The 16,391-nt window shown below is 69.2% G+C and carries 16 protein-coding genes; 4 read left to right on the forward strand and 12 right to left on the reverse strand.

The features are described 5' to 3' along the window. Positions 1–39: 39 nt before the first annotated feature. The 8 genes from AB0J58_RS03260 to AB0J58_RS03295 all read right to left on the reverse strand — a co-directional run bounded on the left by AB0J58_RS03260 (position 40) and on the right by AB0J58_RS03295 (position 9,196). The gene (locus AB0J58_RS03260) at positions 40–1,017 is read right to left on the reverse strand and encodes a BadF/BadG/BcrA/BcrD ATPase family protein (protein ID WP_364209556.1); all 978 of its coding nucleotides are present in this window, start codon (positions 1,015–1,017) and stop codon (positions 40–42) included. A 5-nt stretch (positions 1,018–1,022) separates the two neighbouring features. Then, on the reverse strand, positions 1,023–1,910 hold the full coding sequence (locus AB0J58_RS03265) for an alpha/beta hydrolase (RefSeq protein ID WP_364209559.1): 888 nt from the start codon (positions 1,908–1,910) through the stop codon (positions 1,023–1,025). Positions 1,911–1,984: 74 nt separating this feature from the next. Further along, positions 1,985–3,379 carry an FAD-dependent oxidoreductase gene (locus AB0J58_RS03270; RefSeq protein ID WP_343972067.1) on the reverse strand — a complete coding sequence of 465 codons (1,395 nt, stop codon included), beginning with the start codon at positions 3,377–3,379 and terminating at the stop codon, positions 1,985–1,987. 182 nt (positions 3,380–3,561) lie between these two features. After that, positions 3,562–4,428, reverse strand: a complete 867-nt coding sequence (locus tag AB0J58_RS03275) for an ABC transporter permease (RefSeq protein WP_364209562.1) — start codon at positions 4,426–4,428, stop codon at positions 3,562–3,564. Then, positions 4,425–5,276, reverse strand: coding sequence for an ABC transporter permease (locus AB0J58_RS03280; protein ID WP_364209565.1), 852 nt, complete (start codon positions 5,274–5,276; stop codon positions 4,425–4,427). Before AB0J58_RS03280 ends, AB0J58_RS03275 begins: the two co-directional genes overlap by 4 nt. Before the next feature lie 42 nt (positions 5,277–5,318). Beyond that, positions 5,319–6,560, reverse strand: coding sequence for a spermidine/putrescine ABC transporter substrate-binding protein (locus AB0J58_RS03285; RefSeq protein ID WP_364209568.1), 1,242 nt, complete (start codon positions 6,558–6,560; stop codon positions 5,319–5,321). Between the two features lie 7 nt (positions 6,561–6,567). After that, positions 6,568–7,713 (reverse strand): ABC transporter ATP-binding protein, encoded by a 1,146-nt coding sequence (locus AB0J58_RS03290; RefSeq protein WP_364209571.1) that lies wholly within the window; start codon positions 7,711–7,713, stop codon positions 6,568–6,570. 25 nt (positions 7,714–7,738) lie between these two features. Beyond that, complete coding sequence (locus AB0J58_RS03295; RefSeq protein WP_343971741.1) at positions 7,739–9,196, reverse strand: gamma-aminobutyraldehyde dehydrogenase; 1,458 nt, start codon at positions 9,194–9,196, stop codon at positions 7,739–7,741. Between the two features lie 193 nt (positions 9,197–9,389). Between AB0J58_RS03295 and AB0J58_RS03300 the strand changes: the two genes are divergently transcribed. Beyond that, positions 9,390–9,884: an Lrp/AsnC family transcriptional regulator gene (locus tag AB0J58_RS03300; protein WP_364209574.1), complete on the forward strand. Its 495-nt coding sequence runs from the start codon at positions 9,390–9,392 to the stop codon at positions 9,882–9,884. A 4-nt stretch (positions 9,885–9,888) separates the two neighbouring features. Here AB0J58_RS03300 and AB0J58_RS03305 read toward each other — a convergent pair whose 3' ends face one another. After that, positions 9,889–10,647 carry a DivIVA domain-containing protein gene (locus AB0J58_RS03305; RefSeq protein ID WP_364209577.1) on the reverse strand — a complete coding sequence of 253 codons (759 nt, stop codon included), beginning with the start codon at positions 10,645–10,647 and terminating at the stop codon, positions 9,889–9,891. 219 nt (positions 10,648–10,866) lie between these two features. On the opposite strand from AB0J58_RS03305, the gene AB0J58_RS03310 reads away from it, so the two are divergent. Together AB0J58_RS03310 and AB0J58_RS03315 are read left to right on the forward strand one after the other, a co-directional pair. Then, the gene (locus AB0J58_RS03310; RefSeq protein ID WP_364209580.1) at positions 10,867–11,634 is read left to right on the forward strand and encodes an ATP-binding cassette domain-containing protein; all 768 of its coding nucleotides are present in this window, start codon (positions 10,867–10,869) and stop codon (positions 11,632–11,634) included. Continuing rightward, the gene (locus tag AB0J58_RS03315; protein WP_364209583.1) at positions 11,631–12,302 is read left to right on the forward strand and encodes a hypothetical protein; all 672 of its coding nucleotides are present in this window, start codon (positions 11,631–11,633) and stop codon (positions 12,300–12,302) included. The genes AB0J58_RS03310 and AB0J58_RS03315 overlap by 4 nt, the downstream gene beginning before the upstream one ends. A gap of 260 nt (positions 12,303–12,562) precedes the next feature. On the opposite strand, the gene rlmN is transcribed toward AB0J58_RS03315, so the two are convergent. Beyond that, entirely contained in the window at positions 12,563–13,687 is a 1,125-nt protein-coding gene (rlmN, locus tag AB0J58_RS03320) for a 23S rRNA (adenine(2503)-C(2))-methyltransferase RlmN (RefSeq protein WP_343971762.1), read from the reverse strand. Between the two features lie 72 nt (positions 13,688–13,759). Here rlmN and AB0J58_RS03325 point away from each other — a divergent pair, with 72 nt between their 5' ends. Further along, positions 13,760–14,842, forward strand: a complete 1,083-nt coding sequence (locus tag AB0J58_RS03325) for a suppressor of fused domain protein (protein ID WP_364209586.1) — start codon at positions 13,760–13,762, stop codon at positions 14,840–14,842. Between the two features lie 7 nt (positions 14,843–14,849). Here the strand turns inward: AB0J58_RS03325 and AB0J58_RS03330 are convergent, their stop codons facing one another. Both AB0J58_RS03330 and frr read right to left on the reverse strand, forming a co-directional pair. After that, positions 14,850–15,674 (reverse strand): phosphatidate cytidylyltransferase, encoded by an 825-nt coding sequence (locus tag AB0J58_RS03330; RefSeq protein WP_364209589.1) that lies wholly within the window; start codon positions 15,672–15,674, stop codon positions 14,850–14,852. Positions 15,675–15,748: 74 nt separating this feature from the next. Beyond that, complete coding sequence (gene frr / locus AB0J58_RS03335; RefSeq protein ID WP_343971771.1) at positions 15,749–16,306, reverse strand: ribosome recycling factor; 558 nt, start codon at positions 16,304–16,306, stop codon at positions 15,749–15,751. Positions 16,307–16,391: the final 85 nt, after the last annotated feature.

Here is a 16,391-nt window from a genome sequence, read left to right on the forward strand (position 1 = left end):
CCGGCCGAGAGCGCGTCCGCTCCCGGCCGGCCGCCGGGATCAGTCGCCGGAGACGATGCGGGCGTGCAGCCGCGCGGCGGTCGCCGGGTCCCAGCCGAACGCCTCCCGCCCGGCCAGCCACGCCGCCGCGCCCGCGCCGTCGCCCGCGATGACCGTCGCGGCCCCGAGCCTCTCCCGTACCGCGGGGCCGACAGGGCCCTCGCCGGTCAGCACGCTGCCGGCCAGCACGATCGGGCTCGTCTCGCCCGCCGGACGGACCTCGGCCACCGTCTCGCAGAGCAGCCGGGCGGCGGTGGAGGCGATCTCCAGTGCGGCCGGGTCGCCCTCGGCCGCCGCCCGGCTGACCAGCGGGGCGAGCCTGGCCAGCTCCAGCGTGGGCCGCGACTGGGCGCGGACCACCAGTCTGATCGCCAGCTCCCGCATCTCCTCCGCCGTCCCCCCGGCCCTCTCTCGCGGGAGCGGCTCGCCCTCCAGCAGGGCGTCGACGACGAGGCGGGTCAACGTCCCGCCCGCCTCCCCCTTGCTGAGGGCGTGGGCGGCGGCGCGGGCCGCCTGCCTGCCCAGCCAGAAGCCGGAGCCCTGGTCGCCCAGGAGCCAGCCGAGCCCGTCGGCGATCATCACGGGCTCGCCGTCCTCGATCCTGGCGGCAATCGCCCCGGTCCCGGCAATGAGCACGGTGCCGCGCGGCTCGGCCGTGCCGGCGGCGAAGGCGATGCCCAGATCGCCGGTGAGCCGGGGCCGGACGCGCAGGCCGGCCGAGGCCCACATGGGGTCGAACACCAGGCGGTCCAGCGCTCCGGCGCCCGCCATCCCGATGACCGCCCCCGCCACCGGGACCGGGTCGACCCCGTGCAGGGCCTGCCGCAGGGCCAGGCCGATGTTGGCGACGGCGACGGCGTTGCCGTGGGCCGCCGGGTTGCCGCCCCCGGCCACGCCGTATCCGGCCCGCCGGCCGTCGGCGTCGATCAGGAGCGCCCGTGAGGACGTGCCGCCGACGTCCAGTCCGAGGACGTACATCGCGTTCAGAGGTGCTCTCCGAAGAACGTGGCGACCGTCTCGACCGCCCGGGTGACGTGTGGCTCGGTGTCGTAGAGGTCGATATGGAGCCGGGTGTCCAGCCAGACGAGCCTCTTGGGGTCGTCCATCCGCCGGTAGGCCTCCTCGGCTCCCTCGGGCGAACAGAGGCGATCGACCACGCCGTGCACGATGAGGCCCGGCTTGGGGGACAGGAAGTCGGCGCCCGTCATGTTGTCCAGGGTGATCAGCTCTCGGACCGAGGCCCGGGTCACCGTGTTGCCCCAGTACGCCGAGGCGCCTCGGGAGGTGCCGTAGTAGGCGAACGGCTCGTCGCCCGGCATGGCCGCCTCGCCCTCCTCGGCCACCGCGGGCAGGTACTCCACCTCACCGCCCCTGTCCTGCCGCTCCAGCACCTCCGTGCAGGAGGCCAGCGCCCGCTGGTACCCGTCGGGCGACATCCCCGCGCGCATGCCGTAGGGGTTGCTGTACGCCCCCGCGACGCCCGCGAACGCCTTCACCCGGGGGTCGAACGCGGTGAACCTGAGCGCGTAGCCCGCGCCGAGGCAGATCCCGACCGCGCCGATCCTGCCGCCGTCCACCTCGGGCCGCGAGCGCAGCAGCGAGACCGCGGCCCTCAGGTCCTCCAGCTTGCCCTGCGCGTCCTCGTGGTTGCGCGGCTCGCCGCCCGACTCGCCCCAGTTACGGTGGTCGAACGCCAGCGTCACATATCCCGCTCCGGCCAGCCGGGACGCGTACAGGCCGGTGACCTGGTCCCGGGTCCCGGTGAACGGGCCGGTGAGGACCAGGCCGGGGTGCGGGCCCGGTGCCACCGGGATCCGCAGGTCGCCGGCGAGGGTGACCCCGCCGGCGGTGAACTTCACCTTTTCCGACATGGTGCAAGTCTGTACGGCCCGCGTGCCGGAAGCCAACGACTGTCCCCGGCCCCGGCCGGGGCCGGGGACAGTCCCTAGGAGTCGAACCCGAGGCCCATCCGGTCCAGGGTGCGCAGCCAGAGGTTGCGGCGGCCCTGGTGCAGGTCGGCCTGGGCGATCGACCAGCGGGTCATCTGGATCCCGACCGAGCGGACCGGCTCGGGCGGGAACGGGACGGGCTTCTCCTTGACCATCCGCAGCTCGGTCCGCTCGGTCCGCTCACCGGCGAGCAGATCGAGCATGACGTTCGCGCCGAACCGGGTCGCGCCGACGCCCATACCGGTGTACCCGGCGGCGTAGGCCAGGCGCCCGCCGTGCGACCGGCCGTAGAAGGCGCTGAACCGGCTGCAGGTGTCGATGACCCCGCCCCACCTGTGGGTGAAGCGCAGCCCGGACAGCTGGGGGAAGGTGGTGGAGAAGTGTTCGGCCAGCTTGACGAAGGTCTCGTCGCGCTGCTCGTACTCGGGCTTGATCATGCCGCCGTTGTAGTAGACCGCGTCGTAGCCGCCCCAGAGGATCCGGTTGTCCTCGGTCAGCCGGTAGTAGTGGAACTGGTTGGCCGCGTCCCCGACTCCCTGCCGGTTCTGCCAGCCCACCGAGGCCAGCTGGTCGGCGGAGAGCGGCTCGGTCATCAGCGCGTAGTCGTAGACCGGCACGAGGAGGTGCCTCAGCCGCCGCAGCAGCGGCTGGAACACCCCCGTGCCGAGCGCGACGTTGCGCGCCCTGACCATGCCGTGCGGGGTGCGCAGGTCCAGGCTCGCCGGGGTGTCCTTCATGGTGCGTACCGGCGTGCGCTCGTAGATGCGCACGCCCATCGAGAGGCAGGCCTCCCGAAGCCCCCAGGCCAGCCGGGCGGGGTCGAGCATGGCACAGCCGTCGCGCTCCCAGTGGCCACCGATGTAGGTGGGCGAGTTCACCTCCGCCCGGATCTCCTCCGCGTCGAGGACGTCGAAGCGGGCGCCCAGCTCACGGGCGATGTCGAGGCTCTGGTTCATCTCCTCCAGCTGCCACGGCTCGGTGGCCACGTGCAGTTCGCCGGTGCGCTCGTAACCGCAGTCGATGCCGTACCTGGCCACGGCCTCGCCGAGCTCGTCGAGGTTGTCGACGCCGAGGCGTTCGAGCGTGGAGATCTCCTCGGGCCAGCGCTCCAGCCCGTTGGCGATGCCGTGGGTGAGGGTGGCCATCGCGAAGCCGCCGTTGCGGCCGGACGCCGCCCAGCCGACCCTCCGTCCCTCAAGCAGGACGACGTCGAGCGACGGGTCGCGTTCCTTGGCCATCAGGGCGGTCCAGAGCCCTGAGAATCCTCCGCCGACCACTGCCAGGTCGGCGCTCGTCTCACCGAAGAGCCGCGTCAGCGGCTCGGGTTTCGCCGGACTGTCGAGCCAGTACGGCTTGCGCTCCGCATCAGCAAGAGCCTTCAGCGGATCCACAAATCTCACTTCCCTACGTGAGTCAGGTTTTCTCTGTGTGTATCGCGTGGTCGTGAAGATCACGCGCGGGTTCCCCCCGCCTGAATCCGATCTCGCCTCCCTGTTCTGTGCCGTGGACCGTCCGGGGTCTGGGTACACCGAAGCCCCGCGCCACCCGGTGAGGGCACGGGGCTTGACGGCGGCTAGGTGCGGCGGCGCGAGTTGACCGTGTTGAACACGGCGATGGCGACGCCTACCGCGAATATAAGCGTCCCGAGGATGTTGACCTGAGGCGGCACCCCGATACGGGTGGCACCCCAGATCCACAGCGGGAACGTCTGGGTGGCACCACTGGTGAACTGGGTGATCACGAAGTCGTCGATGGAGAGCGCGAAGGCCAGCAGCGCGCCGGAGACGACACCGGGCAGGATCATCGGGAAGGTGATCCGCCAGAACGTCGTCCAGGTGGACGCGCCCAGGTCGCGCGCCGCCTCCTCGATCGACCGGTCGAGCCCGATCACCCGGGCGCGCACGGTGATCGCCACGAAGGAGAGCGAGAAGAGCACGTGCGCGATGACCACGGTCGCGAAGCCGGTCTGCACGCCGGCGCTGATGAACAGCGAGAGCAGCGAGGCGCCCATGACGAGTTCGGGCGAGGCGATCGCGGCGAACATCACCAGGTTGGTCGCGCCCTGCCCGCGGAAGCGGTAGCGGCCCAGGGCCAGGCCCATGAGCGTGCCGATCAGCGTCGTGATCACCGTGGCGAGCACGGCGATCTTGAGCGAGTTGAGCACCGCCGTGACCAGTTCGGGATACTCGTCCAGACGGCCCCACCACCTGAGGGTGAAGCCCTGCCAGGTCACGTTCGACTTGCTCTGGGTGTCGTTGAAGCCGAAAACGATCATGACGGCGATCGGCAGGAACAGCCAGGCGATGATCAGCCAGACGTAGCCCCGGAGCAGCCGGTCACCCAGCCGCCTCGTGCTCCGCGGGGACCTCCGCCCGGGGGGCGCCTCGCCGGGGACCTCGGTTTCGCGGGCGCTCACCCCGCTGAGGGTGTCAGGGCTCATCGGGCCGCCGCCTCCAGGACGTTCTCGGTACCGAGCGCCTTGGCGTAGGCGAAGATGCCGATCAGCATCGCCGCCATCAGCGTGAACGACAGCGCGGCGGCGGTCGGGTAGTCGTTGTTGACCAGGTACTCGGTCTGGATGATGTTGCCGATCATCGTGTTCTCCGGGCCGCCGAGGATGCCGGCGTTGACGTAGTCCGCGGTCATCGGGACGAACGTCATCAGCACCCCGGCGAACACGCCGGGCAGCGAGAGCGGCAGCACGATCTTGGTGAACGCCTCGCGCTTGGCCGCGTACAGGTCCTGGGCGGCCTCGACCACCTTGGGGTCCACCCGCTCCAGTGCGACGTAGATCGGCAGGATCATGAACGGCAGGTAGTTGTAGACCAGACCGCCGATCACCGCGAACGTCGTCTGCAGCACGTGGAAGTCCTCGGGCAGCAGGCCTGCCGACTTGAGCGGCGAGAGCAGCATGCCGTCGTCGGCGAGCAGGAACCGCCAGGACACCGTGCGCAGCACGAAGGAGACGAAGAACGGCAGCAGCACCAGCAGCAGGTAGGTGGACTTGCGGTTGCCGCCCTTGAACGCGATCCAGTAGGCCATCGGGTAGGCCAGCGCGATGGAGACGGCGGTCGCGACCAGACCGTACCCGGCCGAGCGCAGGAACTGGGTCCTGTACTGCACCAGGGCGTCGCCGTACACCGAGAAGTTGAACGTCTGGACGAACCCGTTGACCACGTCGCCCTCCTGGGTGGAGACCGAGGCCATGAAGACCATCGGCACCACCAGGAAGATCGCCAGCCAGAGTCCGCCGGGCAGGATGAGCAGGTAGGGGGCAAGGCGTTTCACCGGCCGCTTGCCCCTTCCCGTCTGGTTCGCTCTCTCATCGGCCTAACCCTGCGTGATCGGCTGGAAGATGTCCTCGAAGACCTTCTCCTCACCCGGGTTCAGCTTCTTGTACGACCGCAGCTTGGCCATGTCCGCCTCCGAGGGGAAGATCATCGGGCTCTCGGCGATCTGCTCCAGCGCCGCCTTCTCCTTGCCGGTGGCCTTGGCGGCGTCGGCGAGGACCAGGTCCTTGGCGGAGGAGACCGGCGTGATGTAGTTGATGGCCTCGACCAGCATCGTGGCGATCTTCGGCTGGTAGACGTAGTCCATGAAGGTCAGCGCGTCGACCGGGTTCTGCGAGGTCTTCGGGATGCACAGGTTGTCCGTCCAGATCGTGCCGCCCTCCTCGGGCACCACGAACCTCAGGTCCTTGCCCTCGGCGACCTGCTGGAAGATGTCACCCGACCAGGCCATGGTGATCCAGATGTCTCCCCTGGCCAGGGCGTCGACGTAGTCGTTCTCGTAGTACTTGCGCACCAGGCCCGCGTCGCGCTGCTGCTTGAGCTTCTCCCCCGCCTTCCTCCAGTCGGCCTCGGTCGACTTGTCGGGGTCGATGCCCAGGGCGAACATGCCGAAGTTGGCGACCTCCTGGGTGTCGAGCATCATGCCGACCTTGCCCTTGTACTTGGGGTTCCACAGGTCGGCGACGCTCTTGACATCGTCCACGTACTTGGGGTTGTAGGCGATGCCGGTCAGGCCGCCCGCCCACGGGACCGTGTGGGCGTTGTTCGGGTCCCAGGTGGGGTTCTTGACCACGGAGGTGGCGTTGGCGGCGAAGTTCGGCAGCTTGGCGTGGTCGAGCGGAACGAGGTAGCCCAGCGCGATGGCCTTGGACAGCTGCAGGCCGTTGGTCAGGACCATCAGGTCGTAGCCGATGTCGTTGTTGGCGGCGAGCAGCGGCTGGATCTTGCCGAAGAACGTGGGGATGTCCTGGATGGCCTCCGTGTAGGTCACCTTGATGCCCGTGTCGGCCTCGAACATCTCCAGGGACGGGTACCGCTTGCCGTCCTTGTCGATGTAGAGCGGCCAGTTGGCGAAGCGCAGCGTGCCGTTCTTCTTCTTGGAGCCCCAGTACTCGGCGACGGCGTCCTGCTGGGGCGCCTCCACCTTCTTGCCCTGCACGCCGCAGGCGGCGAGGGCCAGACCGGCGGCCGACATTCCCCCCAGGCGGAGGGCGTCACGGCGGGTGACGGAGCGGCTCTGCGTCATGCCACGCAGGAAGGCGGGGTTCATGCGGGAGTACATAGCGGACTCAACTTCCGATCGCGTACGAGTGCTGCGGCCGCCACGACAGCCAAACGGCGTCGCCACGCTCCGCCGTACTCGTGCTGTCGAGCGCGTTCTGCTGGAAGACGGTCATCTCTGCCCCCTGGGCCAGGCTGACCGTGTAGGAGTTGTAGAGCCCCAGGTAGACCACCTCGGAGACGACGCCTCGTACGACGCTGAGGTCTCCGGTGGGCTCCTCGGTGGAAATACCGATCTTCTCCGGGCGCACCGTGATCGCGATCGGTTCCCCGGCCGCGAACGATCCGCCCTCGGTGAGCACCTGGTCCTCATCGCCCAGCCTAAGCACCGCGAAACCGGACCGGAGACCGTCGACGGTGCCGCTGAGCAGGTTGGACGTGCCGATGAAGCCGGCCACGAAGGTGGTCGCCGGCCGCTCGTAGATCTCTCTCGGGGTGCCCAGCTGCTCGACCATGCCGTCGTTCATGACCGCGATGCGGTCACTCATGGTGAGCGCCTCGCTCTGGTCGTGGGTGACGTACACGAAGGTGATGCCGACCTCACGCTGGATGCGCTTGAGCTCGATCTGCATGGCCTGGCGGAGCTTGAGGTCGAGGGCGCCGAGCGGCTCGTCCAGCAGGAGCGCCCGGGGCTTGTTGACCAAAGCCCGCGCCAGGGCGACCCGCTGCTGCTGGCCCCCGGACATCTCACGGGGGCGGCGCTTCTCGCGCCCGGTGAGGTCGACGATCTCCAGGATCTCGCCGACGCGGCGCTTGATCTCGGCCTCGGCCACCTTCTTGCGCCTGAGGCCGAAGGCGACGTTCTCCCAGACGTTCATGTGCGGGAAAAGGGCGTACGACTGGAAGACCATGTTGACGTCGCGCTTGTTGGGGGGGACGTTGGTGACGTCCTGGCCGTGCAGCCGCACGTTGCCCCGCGACGGATCCTCGAACCCGGCGATCATGCGCATGGTGGTGGTCTTGCCACAGCCCGAGGGGCCGAGGAGCGAGAAGAACTCCCCCTCGGCGATCGTCAGGGTGACCCCCTTGACCGCCTGGACGACCTCGCCGTGGGAGACATACTCCTTGACGACCCCATCGAGTTCGATCGCGGGCGTTTGGGGCGAGCGGGAGGCGGCGTCGGCCGCCTCCGCGCCCACCTGGATTTCGGTCATGCCAGGCTTATCCCTCTGTTCGCGGCTATTCGCCGATGTAGTGCATGACGTGCTTGACGCGAAGGTAGTCGTGCAGGCCAAAAACGGACAAATCCTTGCCGTAACCGGAGTGCTTGAAGCCTCCGTGCGGCATTTCTGAGACGAATGGGATGTGAGTGTTGACCCAGACGACACCGAATTCGAGACGGTTCGACACCCGCATCGCCCGGCCGTGGTCGGAGGTCCACACCGAGCCCGACAGGCCGTACCTGACGTCGTTGGCCTTGGCCACCGCGTCCGCCTCGTCGGAGAAGGTCTGGACCGTGATGACCGGCCCGAACACCTCGTTCTGCACCATCTCGTCGTCCTGCCTCAGGCCGTCGACGAGCGTGGGAGCGAAGAAGTAGCCCCGCTCGCCGACCCGGTTCCCGCCGGTCAGGACCTTGGCGTGGCCGGGGACCCGGTCGAGGAAGCCAGTGACGCGGGCCAGCTGCTCGGCGTTGTTGAGCGGGCCGTACAGGGCCTCCGTGTCGGAGAGGTCGCCCGTCACGGTGCTCGCCACCGCCTCGGTGAGCGCGGTGACGAACTCGTCGTGGGCGTCCTCGTGGACCAGCACGCGGCAGGCCGCGGTGCAGTCCTGGCCGGCGTTGTACAGGCCCGCGGTGGCGATGGACTCGGCGGCGGCCTTGAGGTCCTTGACGTCGTCGAAAACGATGACGGGCGCCTTGCCGCCCAGCTCAAGGTGGACCCGCTTGAGGTCCTCGGCGGCGCTCCTGGCCACGGCCATGCCGGCGCCGACGGAACCGGTGATCGCGACCATCGACGCGGTCGGGTGGCCGACGACCAGCGCGCCGGTCTCCCGGTCGCCGACGACGACGTTGAAGACGCCCTTCGGCAGGACCTCGCCGAGGATCTCGGCCAGCTTGACCGTGGAGACGGGGGTGGTGTCGGAGGGCTTGAGCACGACGGTGTTACCCGCGGCGAGCGCCGGGGCGATCTTCCATACCGCCATCATCATCGGGTAGTTCCACGGCGTCACCTGGCCCACCACGCCGATCGGCTCGTGCCTGATGACCGAGGTGTGCTCGGCCAGGAACTCACCGGAGGTCGGCCCCTCCAGGGTGCGGGCGGCGCCGGCGAAGAAGCGGAAGTGGTCGGCGGCGACCGGGGTCTCGTCCTCGGCCATCCGGGCGCGCGGCTTGCCGGTGTTGAGGCACTCGGCCTCGTTCAGCTCCTCGGCCCGCGCCTCGATCGCGTCGGCCACCTTCAGGAGCAGGTTGGCGCGCTCGCCCGGAGTGGTCCGACCCCACGACTCGAACGCGGCGGCAGCGGCGGCGTAGGCGGCGTCGACGTCCTCGGCGCCGGAGATGGGAGCACTAAGGTAGGTCTCTCCGGTGCAGGGGTCGATGACGTCGGAGAACCGGCCGCTCCGGGCCTCCACGAGCTCACCGTTGACGTAGTTCTTCAGGCGGGGGAGCTCACTGGTCTCAACCGGGGTGGTCACCGTCGGCCTCCTATGGATCGGGGCTGAGTTGTCGCGACTCTTACAGAGCAAGAACCGTACGACAAGGGATTTCGTTGTTAAGATACCAAATTGCTACGAAATCGCTTGACAGACGGCCCGAAACTGACAGCATGTCGCATCGGAGCCGCAACACGCCGGAAACAGCCCCGCAATATGACGCCAGGGAGCGCGGATGACGACGCCACCCAAGGTACGCCGCGACAACGACGCCAGGTCAGGCCCCGTCGTCCTCGACGAGATCTCCAAGCAGATCATCGAACAGCTGCAGGCGGACGGGCGCAAGCCCTACGCCGCCATCGGCAAGGCCGTGGGGTTGTCCGAGGCGGCGGTACGCCAGCGGGTCCAGCGCCTGATCGAAGCGGGAGTCATGCAGATCGTCGCGGTGACCGACCCGTTGACCCTGGGCTTCTCCCGCCAGGCCATGATCGGCATCAAGTGCGAGGGCGACCTGGAGATCGTGGCCAACGAGCTGTCGGCCATAAAGGAGATCGACTACGTGGTGCTGACCGCCGGGTCGCTCGACATCATGGTCGAGGCCGTCTGCGAGAGCGACCAGCACCTCCTGGAGATCCTCGGCAAGATCCGGGCCATCCCCACGGTCCGCGCCACCGAGACCTTCGTCTACCTCAGGCTGCACAAGCAGACCTACTCCTGGGGCACCCGCTGACACCTCAACGGCCGAGGCGGGCCTCAAGGACACCCGCCAGGTCGGCGAGGAACTCGTCGACCTCGCCGACCGCGTAGCCCGGCCTCAGCAGCACCGTGGCGAACCTCGCTCCGCGCACCTCATCGGGGGTGAGGGGCTGGTCGGTGGTGCCGCGCAGGGTGGCCACGATCCGGTCGAGGAAGATGTCGACCTGGTCCTCGTTGTAGCCCATGCCGAGCCGTCCGGGCCTGAAGGCGGCCCGCTCGACCCGGACGGCGTGCTCCTCGATCTCGTCGGCGCCGAGCGGTTCCGGCGGCCCGTCAGCCACCGGCTCCCACTCGGCCGCTCCAGGATGCCGGGCGACGGCCACCGGTTCCCGCCCGCCGCCCCTCGGGTCCCACTCGGTGGCTCCGGGATGCCGGGCGACCGCGGCCGCCCCCGGATCCCGGAGCGGCGGTTCGGCGCGCTGTGCCCGCTCCTGTTCCTGGGGCGCGGTCGGCCAGGGCACGGACTGCCGGCGCGCGGGAACGATCGGACGTCCGTCCGCCCCGGTGGGCCGGGTCTCGATCGCCACGATGAAGGCCTCCAGCGCGAAGTCGACGGCGATCTCGTGGTAGCCGCCGAGCTTCGTGCGGAAACGGGCGTCGCGGATCTCGTCCGCGGTGATCGGCTCCCCCTCCGGGGCGCCCCTGCCGAGGGTGCCCTCGATCCGGCGGACCAGCAGATCCACCTGATCGGGGTCATATCCCGTACGCACCCCGAGAACCCGTGGAAAGCGGTTCAACCCCGCGTCCTTTCGCCTCTCGCCTATTGGCCTTTCAGCCGAAGACCTCCATTCTGAGGGGAATTGCCGGGTAAAAGCGAGTAATCGGAACAGTGTCGCGAACGGGGTCGAGGGTCGTGGCGGGCGTCGAAACCGTGCGGGAGCGGAGCGTTCCGGCGCGGCCGACGTGACGCCGGAGATTCCCTCGATAAGTGAATGATCCCGGTATGGTGACCGGTTATGCGGCTCTCCCAGGTGTCCTTCCGATACTCCCGCCGAGGCCCCTGGATCCTGAAGGACGTCGAGCTCTCGCTCCACCCGGGTTCCGTCACCGAGGTCACCGGCCACAACGGCGCCGGGAAGTCGACGCTGCTGCGGCTGCTCGCGGGATTCCTCCCCCCTTCCCACGGCTCGGTCTCCGACCGGCCCGGCACCGTGGGCTACGCCCCCGACGTGTTCCCCACCGACCAGCCGTTCGCCGTCGCCGCCTACCTGGCCCACATGTCCAGGATCCGGGGCGGCTCCCCCGCCTCCGCCGTGGAACTGGCCGGGCGCCTGAACGCCTCCCACCTCCTGGAGCAACCGCTGGGCGACCTGTCCAAGGGCAGCGCGCAGAAGATCGGGCTCATCCAGGCGCTACTGACCCCGCCGGACCTGCTGATCCTGGACGAACCCTTCGCCGGACTGGACGAGCAGACCCGCGCCGAACTCCCCCTGATCATCGACGAGATCTCCTCGGCCGGCGGCATGGTCGTGGTCAGCGACCACCAGAACCAGCTCCGGACCTTCCCCGGCGCCGTCCACTGGCTCGTCGCGGACGCCACGGTCACCCCGCACACGCCCGATCCTCAGGCGCGCCCGGCCGACGCCCGGCTCGATCACCCACGGGACGCCGAGCGCCTGCCGGCACGCCAGGCGGTCATCGAGGTGATCGTGGACGCCGACGACGCCGACGAGGTGGAACAGAAGCTCCGCGCCGACGGCTATCTCACCAGGCGGTCATCATGATCCACCTCGCGCGCTTCAAGCTCTCCGCCTACGCCCGGTCACACCGGCTGTTCCAGCCGCTGATCGGGCTCCTGATGATGCTGGCCATCTTCTACTCCACGCTGACCCCGCCCGGCAAGGAGCTGTCCGCGTACGCCGACTCGGCCGGACTGCTGATCCTCATCTTCGCCTGGGCCGCCCGCGGGCTGCTCGACACCGAGCCCCCGACCCAGCGGCTGATCTCCATGACGGCGGCCGGGCGGCCGGGCCGTGAGATCGGGGCGGGACTGCTCGCCGCGCTGACGGTCAACCTCGGCCTGGCGACGATCGCGGTCGGGCTCCCGCTGATCCACGGCTTCGCCGCCACGCCCGCCCCCGCCGACCTGGCAAGCGGCATCGCGCTGCACCTGCTCGGCGTGAGCGCCGGGACCGCGCTGGGCGCGCTGACCAGCCGGTCGATCCTGGCCTCCCCCGCGGTCTCGATGCTCGTCCTGTTCGGCGGCTACCTCGCCCTGCTGCTGGTCAGCCTGACTCCCGTGGGCCGCCTCTCGGTGCCGATCATGCCCTGGATGCGCGCCGCCAACGACGGCCTGCTCGACGAGGTGCTGCTCCCCGTCTCCGCCGCCACCCTCTTCTGGACCGCCGCAGGCCTAACCCTGTACGCACGCCTCCGCCGCCTGAGTCCCTGAAGGACCCGGCTCACGAAGCGCGACCTTCCGGCGAGCACCGCCCGAGGTCCGGGGACAGGACGGCCGTCGACGGGACGGTGAGGTGATCGCCGCTTTGCGGGATGCCGGTCGAGGGGAACGGCTGGGAATCCGGACGGGCCGTCCCGGGCCGGTTGGCGATGCGGCGGGAGTGTGAGGCGGCCGGGGAGCGCCGCCTGGCCAAGAGGAGCCTGGCGGCGGTCGGCGCCTCAGCGGGCGCAGCCGTACGGTGAGGCGGGAGGTTACTCGGCGGCGGCGAGCTGGCCGCAGGCGCCGTCGATCTCGCGGCCGCGGGTGTCGCGGACCGTCACCGGCACACCGTGGAACTCCAGGCGCCTGACGAAGGCCCGCTCGTCCTGGGGCCGGGAGGCGGTCCACTTGGAACCCGGGGTCGGGTTGAGCGGGATCAGGTTGACGTGCACGAGCTTGTTCTTGATCAGCTTGCCGAGCAGGTCGGCCCGCCACTCCTGGTCGTTGATGTCCTTGATCAGCGCGTACTCGATGGAGACCCGGCGCTTGGTCCTGGCCGCGTAGTCCCAGGCCGCGTCGAGGACCTCGGCGACCTTCCACCGGGTGTTGATCGGCACCAGGGTGTCGCGGAGCTCGTCGTCGGGGGCGTGCAGCGAGAGCGCCAGCGTCACCGGCAGCCCCTCCCCGGCGAGCTTGCCGATCGCCGGGACCAGACCGACCGTGGAGACGGTGATCCCCCGGGCGGAGATGCCCAGGCCGTCGGGCGCGGGCTCGACCATGCGGCGGACGGCGCCGACCACGGCCTTGTAGTTGGCCAGCGGCTCGCCCATGCCCATGAAGACCACGTTGCTGACCCGCCCGGGACCGCCGGGAACCTCACCGGCGGCCAGCGCCCGCGCTCCGGCCACGACCTGTTCGACGATCTCGGCGGTGGTCATGTTACGGGTCAGGCCCGCCTGGCCGGTGGCGCAGAACGGGCAGTTCATGCCGCAGCCCGCCTGCGAGGACACGCACATGGTCGTACGGTCGGTGTAGCGCATCAGCACCGACTCGACCAGCGCGCCGTCGAAGAGCCGCCACAGCGTCTTACGGGTGGTGCCGGCGTCGGTGGTCATCTCCCGGACGGAGGTCAGCAGGCTGGGGAAGAACGCGGCGGCGAACTTCTCCCTGGCGGCGGCCGGAAGATCCGTCATCAGCGCGGGGTCGCCGTTGAGCTTCTCGAAGTAGTGCCGGGAGAGCTGGTCGGCACGGAACGGCTTCTCGCCCAGCTCGGTGACCGCCGCCCGGCGCTCGGCCATGGTCAGGTCGGCCAGGTGGCGGGCGGGCTTGGCCCGGCGCGGCGCCACGAAGGTGAGCTGGCCGGGTACGGGGGTCCCGGACGGACTGGCAGTCGACACGTCCAATGCCTTCTCTCGACGGTTACGCGAATACTCGAAGCGGTGCCCGACCGTAATCTAGAGTCCGGAGGTATGGCGACAAACCGCCCCACGGGAGAGCGGGGAGACGGCGTCGAGGTCGTGCTCACCGACGTCAATCCCTACCGGAGCCGCACCCTGGTGGTCGAACGCGACGAGACTTCCTCGGTAGCTTACCTGTGCGGTTCGCAGGGGGAGGTGCACGGAGCCGTCTGGCTGGCCAATCACGGCCCCGCTCCCGAAGGGCTCGACCGGGACCGGCTGGACTCCGCACTCCCACCGACCGCCCCCCGGGCGAGCACCCGGCACCCTGACGGCAGAGGCCCCCTGGGCGCGCTGCGGGCGCTGTGGTTCGAGGAGGGCGACGGCGTCGCCCTGTACGAGAACGAGGAGCTGCTCGCGGTCATTCCCGGCTGGGCGGACATGAGCCGGGGAATGCCCGGCTACTGCCGCGACGCGCTGGGCGAGTCCCCGCTCGCCTGGTCGCTGGAGGAGGCCCACGACGGCCTGGCCTCCCGGATCGCCAAGGCCCGCGCCTACTGGGAGTGGCGGGGCGGCGACGGCGCCTGGGCGTCGTTCCAGCAGTTCGTGATGGGCCATCTGGACCGCAGGGTCGGCACCGCGGGCCGGTTCTGGGACGCCGGGGGCGAGCGGATGCCCACGGTGGGCATCACCGAGCGACCGCCGGAGCGGGACCGGGAGTACACGATCCTGTCCACCGTCGGGATGAGCTGCCAGCGGATGCCCACCGTCGAGCAGTACATCGACCGGCCCGACGCCTACGCCCGGGTCGAACTCGCCGTCGCCACCCCCGGCGACGCCCGTGACGCGGCCCGGCTCTTCCTGTGGCTGGCACAGTACCCCTGGCACTCGGTCACCTGGCTGGGCCACGGCCACACCGCCAGGTGGTACCACCGGCCGGAGACCTTCCCGCTCGGCTCCGCCTACGGCGGGGTCATGATGCTGACCGGGCTGCCAGGACTGCCCGACCTGTCGGGCTTCTCCTTCGGCGGGGACTCCGTCCACTGGCTCTGGCTCATCCCGATCACGCCGGACGAGCTGAACCTGGTCTCGGCCGAGGGCTACCGGGCGGTGCTTCCGCGCCTGTCGGCGACCCGGCTCACCGGGACCGGATGAAGCCCTCTCACAGCAGCAGGGTGAACAGCACCCAGACCGGAATCAGCGCCACGACGAGGGAGTCGAGGCGGTCCATCATGCCGCCGTGGCCGGGAAGCACACTGCTCATGTCCTTGACGCCGAGGTCACGCTTGATCACCGACTCGACCAGGTCACCGAGAGTGGCGAAGACCACCACGACCGCGCCGATGAGGACACCCTTCCAGATGTCGTCCTTCAGCAGCCACGCCACCAGCCAGCCGCCCACGACCATGCAGGCCAGTGCCGAGCCGGCGAAGCCCTCCCAGGTCTTCTTCGGACTGATCGTCGGGGACATCTTGTGCCTGCCAAGGGATATCCCGGCGAAATATCCACCGATGTCGCTCGCGACCGTGGTGGCGATGAAGACGAGCACCAGGTCCGCGCCCTTGGTCGGGTGGGTGAGAAGCAACGCCGCGAACCCCGCGAGCAGGGAGGGATAGACGACGACCAGGACGGTCGCGGTGATGTCGCGGACGTAGTTCTCGGTGCCCAGGAACATCCGCCAGATCATCAACACGAGCACGGTCATCGCGAAGACGCCGACCAGCCAGGCGGGCCCGCCCCAGTAGGCGCCGGTCAGCATGGCGGCCATGCCGACCAGAACCGGGATCAGCGGGATCCTGATGTCCCTTTCCTCGAACGACCTGACCAGCTCCGTCACTCCGACGCCCACCGCCGCGATCACCACGACGAGGAAGAGCACCTTTACGAAGTAGAGGGAGGCTATGGTGACCGCTGCCAGGGCGAGACCTACCGCCACCGCAGCGGGGAGATTCCGGCCGGTACGGCTACTGCCCGCCACGGGTTCCACAGGGGGTCCTACTTTCATACATACACAAAATCCTTGTCCCGCACGGAGCGCCCGCGCGGGACAAGGATCATGGATCAAACCTCAAGCAGCTCGGATTCCTTGTGCTTGAGCAGCTCGTCAATCTTGGCGACATGCTTCTGGGTGAGGTCGTCAAGCTCCTTCTCCGCCCGGCGCACCTCATCCTCACCGGCCTCGCCATCCTTGACCAGCTTGTCCAGGATCTCCTTGGCATTACGACGAATGTTACGGATGGAGACCTTGGAGTGCTCCGCCTTGTTCCTGGCGACCTTGATGTACTCCTTGCGGCGCTCCTCCGACAGCTCGGGGAAGGCCACCCGGATCACCGCTCCGTCGTTACCAGGGTTCACACCGAGGTCCGAGTTGCGGATCGCCTTCTCGATCGCGGCCATCGAGCTCTTGTCAAAAGGCTGGATGATGACCATGCGCGCCTCGGGCACGTGGAACGAGGCAAGCTGCTGAATGGGAGTGGGCGTCCCGTAGTACTCAGCGCTGATCTTGTTGAACATCGACGGGGTGACCCGACCGGTGCGGATGCCCGCGAAGTCTTCCTTCGCCACCGACACGGCCTTGTCCATCTTTTCCTCGGCTTCGAGGAGAGTATCGTCGATCACAGCGGCTCCCTGTCTTCTCGGTCACTCACCATCCTCGCTCACTTCGCGGGACGCTCCTACCTCGCGCTCCGCTCCGCTCGCTACG

Source organism: Streptosporangium sp. NPDC049644 (assembly GCF_040675205.1).
Lineage (GTDB): Bacteria > Actinomycetota > Actinomycetes > Streptosporangiales > Streptosporangiaceae > Streptosporangium > Streptosporangium fukuiense.

Bases quoted from the DNA above. Each gene is read 5' to 3' on its own strand.
- AB0J58_RS03260 (WP_364209556.1), bottom strand. From the start codon at position 1,017: ATGTACGTCCTCGGACTGGACGTCGGCGGCACGTCCTCACGGGCGCTC.
- AB0J58_RS03265 (WP_364209559.1), bottom strand. From the start codon at position 1,910: ATGTCGGAAAAGGTGAAGTTCACCGCCGGCGGGGTCACCCTCGCCGGC.
- AB0J58_RS03275 (WP_364209562.1), bottom strand. From the start codon at position 4,428: ATGAGCCCTGACACCCTCAGCGGGGTGAGCGCCCGCGAAACCGAGGTC.
- AB0J58_RS03285 (WP_364209568.1), bottom strand. From the start codon at position 6,560: ATGTACTCCCGCATGAACCCCGCCTTCCTGCGTGGCATGACGCAGAGC.
- AB0J58_RS03290 (WP_364209571.1), bottom strand. From the start codon at position 7,713: ATGACCGAAATCCAGGTGGGCGCGGAGGCGGCCGACGCCGCCTCCCGC.
- AB0J58_RS03300 (WP_364209574.1), top strand. From the start codon at position 9,390: ATGACGACGCCACCCAAGGTACGCCGCGACAACGACGCCAGGTCAGGC.
- AB0J58_RS03310 (WP_364209580.1), top strand. From the start codon at position 10,867: ATGCGGCTCTCCCAGGTGTCCTTCCGATACTCCCGCCGAGGCCCCTGG.
- AB0J58_RS03315 (WP_364209583.1), top strand. From the start codon at position 11,631: ATGATCCACCTCGCGCGCTTCAAGCTCTCCGCCTACGCCCGGTCACAC.
- AB0J58_RS03325 (WP_364209586.1), top strand. From the start codon at position 13,760: ATGGCGACAAACCGCCCCACGGGAGAGCGGGGAGACGGCGTCGAGGTC.